The sequence below is a fragment of the Rathayibacter rhapontici genome, assembly GCF_001995175.1.
Lineage (GTDB): Bacteria > Actinomycetota > Actinomycetes > Actinomycetales > Microbacteriaceae > Rathayibacter.
On record NZ_MUKN01000093.1, the window covers coordinates 1 to 7,639 of the forward strand.

The following is a 7,639-nucleotide window of genomic DNA, read 5'->3' on the forward strand; positions in this document are numbered from 1 at the left end:
GGCGAGGCGGGGCGGATCCGCGATCTCGCGCCGGCAGCGCGCGACCAGTTCCCGTAGCGGCGTCTCCCGGCGCTCGGCCGCCTCGGCCAGCTCGCGGGCGCGCTGCCGGTCGCGCTCGAGCCCGCGGCGCTGCGACGCGGCGATGATCAGGTCGCGCTCGAGTCGGGCGGAGTCGCTCTCGAGCTGTCCGAGCGGGCCCGACACGTCGGCGCCCCTCCCCGCCTTCTCGGCCAGCGCGTCCAGGCGCGAGCGCAGCACGGCCACGCGCTGCGCGGCGGGCCGGTCGACCACTCCGCGCGCGTCCTGCGTGAGGTCGCGGCAGCGCTCGATCTCGGCACGGACTCCCACGATGCGTCCCGCGGTGTCGGTGCCGCTCGGATCGAGCTCGAGCCGCGACTTCAGCTGCCCCACGACGGCGTCGCAGAGGCGCACGGCCTCGACCAGCGAGACCGCCGCGCTGCCGCCGCGCCCGCTCGCCGCGTCCAGCCGTCCCCAGATGAGCTGCGACATCCGCTCGCGGGCCACGGAGTCGACCCGTCCTGAGTCCCAGACGGTCTCGAGCTCGGCGAGCCGCCGCGTGACCGATTCGCGCAGCGACTGGGCGAGCACGATGTCGGAGGTGTAGCTGTCGGCCTGCGGGGACGCGAGCGCCGCCGCATCCAGCCGCGTGAGCTCGCGGCCCGTGCGGTCGAGCCAGCGGGTCAGCTGCGCCAGGTACTCGAACAGCTCGCGCTGCGGGATCGCCTCGCCCAGGCGGCCCGGCGCGACCGGCGTGCCCTCCGCGACTCCGGCGACCGCCGTCATCGCCCGTAGACCGGCTGGGGCGGCGCGGCCTCGCCGAGCTCGCCCAGCCAGCGGTCGTAGATGCTCTGCCAGCGGCCGTCCGAGCGGAGGGAGTCGAGCGCGCCGTTCACGAAGCGCACGAAGTCGACGTCGTCGGCCGCCATGCCCAGGCCGTACGGCTCGGAGCTCAGCGGATCGCCGATGACCTTCGCGTAGGGGTCCTGCGCGACGAAGCCCGCGAGGATCGTGTCGTCGCCCGCGATCGCGTCGACGGCTCCCTCCTGGAAGAGCGCGAGGCACTGGGTGTGCGTGTCGGCGGCCACCGCCTCCACTCCGGGGTACTCGTTCTCGAGCCGGCTGAGCGTCGTGGTCGCGCGGGGGGCGCAGACCTGCTGCGGCTCGTCGGCCGCCTCGAGGTCCTGGATGCCCGTCGCATCGCTGCTGGCCGAGACGAGCAGCTTCAGACCCGCTCCGTAGTACTCGGAGGAGAACGCGATGGTGCTCCAGCGGTCGCAGGTCATGGTCAGCGTGCGGGCCACCAGGTCGACCTGGGGCGCGCCCTCGCCGCCGGTCAGGGCGGGGAGGCGCTGCGCGGAGGTGATCACGACGTAGGTGATCGCGTCGGGGCTGCCGAGGACCGCGCGGGCGATCTCGCGGGCGATGTCGATGTCGAAGCCCTCGATGGCGCCGGTGAGCGGATTGCGCGCGCTCATCAGGAGAGTGTCGGCCGAGACGCCCACGCGGAGCGACCCGCGGTCGCGGATCTCGGTGAGGGTCGCGCTGTCGGTGACGCCCGTCGGGGCGTAGGAGGTGGTGGCCGACGGCGTGCAGTCCGTGGTCGGCGGCGCGGCGGTCGTGGTCGGCGAGGGGGTCGCGGTCTCGGCCGGCGCCGAGACGAGCGTGCCGAGGTCGTCGGCTCCCGTGGTGCAGCCCGAGACGGCGAGGACCGCCGCCGTGACGAGCGCGAGGGCCGCGGTGCGGATCCGGTTCATCGGTACTCCTCCAGTCGCTGCGAGACGCCCCGCCAGGCGAGGACGGCGCCCACGAGACCCGCGGCCAGCAGGACCCAGGAGGTGAGCGAGGAGATCGAGCTCCACTCCCCCAGCGTCGAGGAGGCGGTGGCGGCGTCGGTGCGGACGGTCTCGCGGGCGTCGACCTGGAATGCGGTGAACGCGGCGTTGGCCGAGCCCTCCCCGGTGGCGACGGCGAGGGCGACGGCGTCGTCCCAGCGCCCCTCGTCGTCGGCGGTCCGGATGCCCTCGTGCAGGGTCAGCCAGGACTGCAGCTCGCCGAGCAGCGACCCGTCGACGATCCCGCTCTCGATGCCCCGCTGCAGCTGGCGCTCGGCCTCGGTCGCCGCCTCCTGGAAGTCGGCCTCGAGGGCCGCTCCGGAGCCGCGCTTGATGAGGGTGAAGCTCTCGAGCGACTTCGCGTCGGTCGCCGCGGTGAGCGCCTGCGAGACGGCGAGGGTGGCGCGGTAGCTCTCGGAGCGCACCGTCGCGGCGTTCGAGGCCGCGACCCCGTAGACCGCGGTGCCCGCGATGCCCAGCAGCAGCAGGAGCCCGGTCGCGGTCGCGAGCGGCCGGTTGAGGTAGCGGTGCGTGCGCCTCGCGAGCGCGATCTGCGCGGCGATCAGCACCAGCAGCATCACGAGGGAGCCGATCATCAGCAGGACGCTGAAGCGGACCGTGTCGTACGCGCTCGCGACCCGGTCGGCGCCCTGCGTGACGAGCGAGTTCAGGTCCTCCACGATCCCGTCGTCGCTGTCGGTCAGCTGCGCCGACGCCCGGTCGAGGTAGGCCGAGCCCACGGGGAAGCCCTGGCGGTTGTTGGCCCGGGCCTGCTCGACGAGGCCGCTGTAGACGGCGACCTTCGTGGCGACGGTGGCGAGCAGCGGTGCATCGGCCGGCTCGGCCGCGGCGAGGTCGGTCAGCTGCGACGAGGCCGCGGCGAGGCTGTCGGAGTAGCGCTGCCGCTGCTCCGCCGGCTCGAGACCGCCCACCAGGAACGTGTTGGCGGCGACGGCGTTCGCGTCGACCAGGAGGTTCCGGACCTCCTGCACGCCGACGAGCTGCGCGGACTGCGCGCGGGCCTCGGCCGCCGCGCGCGCCTGCAGCGCCCCGGTCTGCTGGGCGAAGAGCCCGAACAGCACGGCGGCGAGCGCCGTGAGGACCAGGAGGGTGCGGAACAGGCGCGGAGTGGTGGAGGTGGCGCGGACGAGGAGCGACGGCTTCTTCGCGGCGGGGCGGTTCGCGATCTGCACGAGCGGCGGCGGCGGAGCCTGCTGCGGGGGCGCGGCGGCGGGGCGGGCGGCGGGCGCGGTGCTCATGCGGTCTCCTCCGTCGGCGGGGCGTCGGGTGCTGGGGTCTCCTGCGCGGCCTCCGCGCTCTCGGTGATGTCCTCGGGCTGCAGGATCCGCAGGTCGTCGAGCGTCGGCTCCTCGACGTCGCGCAGGCGCCACGCGTGGCGCGCGATCGCGGCGTCGAGCACGTTGCGCACCCACCGGCCGTTGCCGAACGCCTCGGTGCGCTGCTGCGCGGACGCGAGCTCGGCGAACGCGGCGACCGCCTCCTCCGTCGGCTCGAAATCGGCCGAGGAGGCCAGGCGCGCGAAGATCGCCGACAGCTCGTCGTCGGTGTAGTCGGCGAAGTCGATCGTGGTCGAGAAGCGGCTCGCGAGGCCGGGGTTGGTGTCGAGGAAGCCCTGCATGCGCCCGGAGTAGCCCGCCACGATGACGACCAGGTCGCCGCGGTGGTCCTCCATGTCCTTCACCAGGGTCGTGACCGCCTCGGCGCCGTACTGGTCGAGCGCGAGGGCGTAGGCCTCGTCGATGAAGAGCACGCCACCGCGGGCCGAGGCGATGACCTCGGCGGTCTTCGTCGCCGTCTGGCCCAGGTAGCCGGCGACCAGCTCCGAGCGGTCGACCTCGACGAGCACGCCCTTCGAGAGGATCCCGAGCGAGCGGTAGATGCGCGAGACGAGGCGCGCGACGGTGGTCTTGCCGGTGCCCGGGTTGCCGGTGAAGACCAGGTGGCGAGTGAGAGTCGGAGTGGACAGCCCGGCCGCCTGCCGCAGCGTGTCGATGCGGAGCAGCTGCGTCTGCCGCTTGATCTCGCTCTTCACCCGGTCGAGGCCGATCAGGGCGTCGAGCTCCGCCATCAGGTCGTCGATCGACTCCGCCGGAGGGAGCTGCTCGGGCTCCTCCCGCGCGGCGGGGGACGCGGAGGGGGCGGCCGCGGTCGGTCCGCCCGGCTCGTCCTGCGGCCCGTCGTGCTCGGTGCGGCGCAGCGCGCGAGGATCTCGTCGACGCCGGGGACGCCCTGCGGGAGGAGATCGGGGGCGGGGAAGAGGGAGTCGGCGGGTGCTGTCGGCGCGGCGGGTGCGCGGGGCGCCTCCCGCTGCGGGATCGCCGCGAGCTGGGCCGCGGCGGTCGCGGACGCCGCGGCGATGCCTCCGATGCCGGGGTCGCCGAGCGCGCTCGCCGCCGAGACGACCTCGGTGAGCGCCCGCGCGTAGGCGGGGGCGTGGTCGGATCCGGCGCGCACGAGCGCTGCGAGGTGGTCGGTCGGTCCGCTGCGCCAGCGGCGGGCGCTCGACGCCGCCGTGAAGAAGGACTCGAGCCCGCCGGAGGTGCCGGTCGCCGCGAGCCAGTCGGGGCCGGCTCCGGTGATCGACTCGGCGACGGCGGCCGCGAGGCGGGCACCCTCGTCGCGCACGGCGGCGGCGTCGAGTCCGGCTGCGGAGCCGGCGAGCACGAGGGCGTCGAGCGCCGGGGCGAGGGCGGTCACGAGGCGCTCGGCGGGGTCAGCGGGCCGTTCTGCTGCGGACGGGGCGGCGCGCTCGAGTCGAGCGAGCGGCCGTCGAGCGAGTTGCCGCCGAGCGACGACTCCGCGAACTTGTCGGCCAGGAACTGCCCGTGCGCGATGAGCGCCGACGCGTCCTGGCGCGAGACGGCGTCCGAGATGCGGTCGAGCGTCCCCCCGAGGATGTCGAGCTGGTCGGTCAGGATCATCAGCGAGGTCTTCCCCTTGTGGACGGCGCGACGGTCGGCGAAGTCGCGGGGCAGACGGAGGTAGCCCTCGACCGCCTCCGGCAGATAGCTCGTAGCGGTCGCGACGACCGTGTGGCCCTGCTGGCTCATCCCGCCGAGGCGGTCGAGCCGGGGCACCATCTCGCGCACGGTCTCGTCGATCCGGCGGATGCGCGCCGCGACGAACGGGGCGACGCGCCCCTCCGTCTCGGCCTTGACCCGGTCGAGCGCCGCGAGGATGTCATCGCTCGTCGGCGCGGCCGGGAGCGCCGGGGCCGCCTCCGCGGGAGCGGGATCGGAGCCGCCGAACAGGCGCGACAGCCAGCCCATCCCGTCTCCTAGCGGCCGAGATCGAGCGAGGACGTCGCGTCGATGTCGGAGTTGCTGCGGCGGGCCCGCTCCACGTACTCGCCGGCCTTCGCGGTCTCGGTCTGCAGCACGCCCACCGTCTGGGCCATGCTGTCGAGCGCCTTGATCTTGAAGTCCGAGATCGAGTCCATGGTCTGGTAGATGTTCGCGAACGCGGCCTGCAGCTGCGGCAGCCCGACGGTCGCCGACGCCGCCTGCGACTGGATGTTCGCGGACTGCTCGGCGAGCATCCGCGACGTCGCCTCGATCATGTTCGAGGTGGTCGTGTTCAGCGCCGTGATCTGGTCGAGCACCAGGCGCTGGTTGGCGAGCGCCTGCGCCACGATGACCGCGGTGCGCAGCGCCGACACGGTGGTCGTGGTCGCGCGGTCGACGCCCTTGATCAGCTCGACGTTGTTCTTGATCACGACGTCGATCGCGAGGTAACCCTGGATCGACACGGCCAGCTGGGTCAGCAGGTCCTGGTGCTTCTGGCGCGCGTAGAAGAGGACGTCCTCGCGCAGAGCACGGGCGCGGTCGGGGTCTGTCGCGTCGAGCTCGGCGATCTTGGCCGACAGCTTCACATCGAGGCGCTCAGCGACGTAGATGTACTCGTTGAGACGCGTCATCGTCTCCCAGAGGTGCTGCTTCTCGAGGTTGAGCGCGGCGTTGTCCTTGCGGAGCTCGTCCTGCCCGTCGTAGAGCGCCTGGATGATGGCGTTCAAGTGCGTCTGCGCGCTCTCGTAGCGGCGGAAGTAGTCGGTGATCTTGTTGCCGAACGGGATGAAGCCGAGGATCTTCTTCTGCACGTTGTCCTCGGACGGATCGAGGTCCTCGACCGTGCGGCGCAGCTCCAGCAGCGTCTTGCCGATGGTCGAGCCCTCGCTCAGGCCGCCCTCCTGCAGGGCGCGCACCGGCGCCTTGAGCAGGCGGTTCGAGGAGTCGGCGGCCGAGCGGATGTCGGCGTCGCCCATCGTGCGGATGTCGTTCGCCTTCGCCGCGAACTCGGGGCTGCGCGCCTCCGCCTGCAGCAGGGACGCGAGGTAGCCGTCGACCTTCGCCTCGAGGCCGGGCAGCGCCTGCTCCGGCACCTTCGGCGCGATGGAGGGCGCCGAGGTCGTGGGCACGGCGGCGACGGGCTCCGGCGGAGTGAGCGACAGAGCGTTCTGGACAGGCGGCTGCAGGGCCTCGGTCATCGGGGGATCCTCACCGTTCCTGGCGCGCGGCGCCGACTCTGGTTGAACGTCCCGCCAGCATATCCGAGGGCGTCCGGAGGGAGCCTGTGCGCCGGCTGTCGCGGTGCGGGTGGTTCGCAGCACGGAGGTCCACCATGGGCGGGTGCCTGCCCTCGAACCCCTGACCCGCTCCGCTCCCCCGCTCGGCGGGCCGCGGATCCTCCGCCAGCGCTGGACCGAGGCCGCCTTCCTGCACTGGCGGGTCGACCCCGCGCTCGTGGCGCCGCACCTGCCCCGCGGCACCCGGCCGGACGAGCACGACGGCTCCTCCTGGGTCGGCCTCATCCCCTTCCGCCTCTCGCGCACCGCGTTCCTCGGCGGGCCGCGCGTGCCCTGGCTCGGAACGTTCCCCGAGGTGAACGTGCGCCTCTACTCCGTCGACGAGCAGGGCCGCCGCGCGGTCGTCTTCGTCTCGCTCGACGCCTCCCACCTCCTCCCGGTGCTCACCGCGCAGGCTGTGTTCGGGCTGCCCTACCGGTGGGCGCGGATGAGCATCGAGCACCGTCACGGCGCCGTGGTCTACGAGACGTCGCGGATCGGGCGGCCCGAGGCGCGATCGCGGATCGTCGTGCGGCCCACGCCCGGCTCCTCGGCGGCGGAGGATCCGCTCGCGTCGTTCCTGACCTCGCGCTGGGCCTACCACGAGACGCACCTGGGCTCCACCTGGTACGGGCGGAACCTGCACCGGCCGTGGCCGCTGCAGCGCGCCGAGCTGCTGTCGCTCGACGACGGGCTGCTCGAGCAGGCCGGGTTCCCGGGGCTCGCGGCGCGTGCTCCGGACTCGGTGCTGTACTCACCGGGCGTCGAGACGGTGTTCACGGTGCCGCGGCGGGTGCGGTAGGAGGAGGGAACGCGCTGCTCCGGGCGGCGCAGAGGCATCCGGCCCTTCCCTGCTGATCGAGAAATCCCTCGACTGCTGATCGAGTGACCCCTCCCTGCTGATCGAGCAGCCCCTTCCTTGCTGATCCAGCAGTCGCTTCCCTGCGGATCGAGCAGTCGCTTCCCTGCTGATCCAGCAGTCGCTTCCCTGCGGATCGAGCAGTCGCTTCCCTGCTGATCGAGTAGTCGCTTCCCTGCTGATCGAGTAGCCCGCGCAGCGGGCGTATCGAGATCCGCGTCCCCCAACGGGTCGGCCTCCGGACCGCTCCTGGCGCGTTCCGCCTCTGGATGGCGCGATCATGCCGGTGGTGTCGGTGGTCGTTGGTGTCCTCTTCGCATGGTTCTTCTGGATGTCGAGGCGAGG

At 73.2% G+C, this 7,639-nt stretch carries 8 protein-coding genes; 1 reads left to right on the top strand and 7 read right to left on the bottom strand.

The features are described from left to right. The 7 genes from B0T42_RS18165 to B0T42_RS18190 all read right to left on the bottom strand — a co-directional run. On the bottom strand, window positions 1–804 hold an 804-nt coding region (locus tag B0T42_RS18165), incomplete at its 3' end, for a hypothetical protein (protein ID WP_077224397.1). Beyond that, window positions 801–1,775, bottom strand: coding sequence for a glutamate ABC transporter substrate-binding protein (locus B0T42_RS18170; RefSeq protein ID WP_077224398.1), 975 nt, complete (start codon window positions 1,773–1,775; stop codon window positions 801–803). The genes B0T42_RS18170 and B0T42_RS18165, both read right to left, overlap by 4 nt. Beyond that, window positions 1,772–3,112 (bottom strand): hypothetical protein, encoded by a 1,341-nt coding sequence (locus tag B0T42_RS18175; protein WP_077224399.1) that lies wholly within the window; start codon window positions 3,110–3,112, stop codon window positions 1,772–1,774. Before B0T42_RS18175 ends, B0T42_RS18170 begins: the two co-directional genes overlap by 4 nt. After that, window positions 3,109–3,942, bottom strand: coding sequence for an AAA family ATPase (locus B0T42_RS21740; protein WP_236720402.1), 834 nt, complete (start codon window positions 3,940–3,942; stop codon window positions 3,109–3,111). The genes B0T42_RS18175 and B0T42_RS21740 overlap by 4 nt, the downstream gene beginning before the upstream one ends. Continuing rightward, complete coding sequence (locus B0T42_RS21745; RefSeq protein ID WP_236720403.1) at window positions 3,942–4,571, bottom strand: hypothetical protein; 630 nt, start codon at window positions 4,569–4,571, stop codon at window positions 3,942–3,944. The genes B0T42_RS21740 and B0T42_RS21745 overlap by 1 nt, the downstream gene beginning before the upstream one ends. Beyond that, window positions 4,568–5,143, bottom strand: a complete 576-nt coding sequence (locus B0T42_RS18185) for a hypothetical protein (protein WP_077224400.1) — start codon at window positions 5,141–5,143, stop codon at window positions 4,568–4,570. Before B0T42_RS18185 ends, B0T42_RS21745 begins: the two co-directional genes overlap by 4 nt. Window positions 5,144–5,151: 8 nt before the next feature. Next, the gene (locus B0T42_RS18190; RefSeq protein ID WP_077224401.1) at window positions 5,152–6,357 is read right to left on the bottom strand and encodes a toxic anion resistance protein; all 1,206 of its coding nucleotides are present in this window, start codon (window positions 6,355–6,357) and stop codon (window positions 5,152–5,154) included. 142 nt (window positions 6,358–6,499) lie between these two features. On the opposite strand from B0T42_RS18190, the gene B0T42_RS18195 reads away from it, so the two are divergent. Beyond that, window positions 6,500–7,237: a YqjF family protein gene (locus tag B0T42_RS18195; RefSeq protein WP_236720404.1), complete on the top strand. Its 738-nt coding sequence runs from the start codon at window positions 6,500–6,502 to the stop codon at window positions 7,235–7,237. Window positions 7,238–7,639: the final 402 nt, after the last annotated feature.

Bases quoted from the DNA above. Each gene is read 5' to 3' on its own strand.
- B0T42_RS21740 (WP_236720402.1), bottom strand. From the start codon at position 3,942: ATGGCGGAGCTCGACGCCCTGATCGGCCTCGACCGGGTGAAGAGCGAG.
- B0T42_RS18185 (WP_077224400.1), bottom strand. From the start codon at position 5,143: ATGGGCTGGCTGTCGCGCCTGTTCGGCGGCTCCGATCCCGCTCCCGCG.
- B0T42_RS18170 (WP_077224398.1), bottom strand. From the start codon at position 1,775: ATGAACCGGATCCGCACCGCGGCCCTCGCGCTCGTCACGGCGGCGGTC.
- B0T42_RS18190 (WP_077224401.1), bottom strand. From the start codon at position 6,357: ATGACCGAGGCCCTGCAGCCGCCTGTCCAGAACGCTCTGTCGCTCACT.
- B0T42_RS18175 (WP_077224399.1), bottom strand. From the start codon at position 3,112: ATGAGCACCGCGCCCGCCGCCCGCCCCGCCGCCGCGCCCCCGCAGCAG.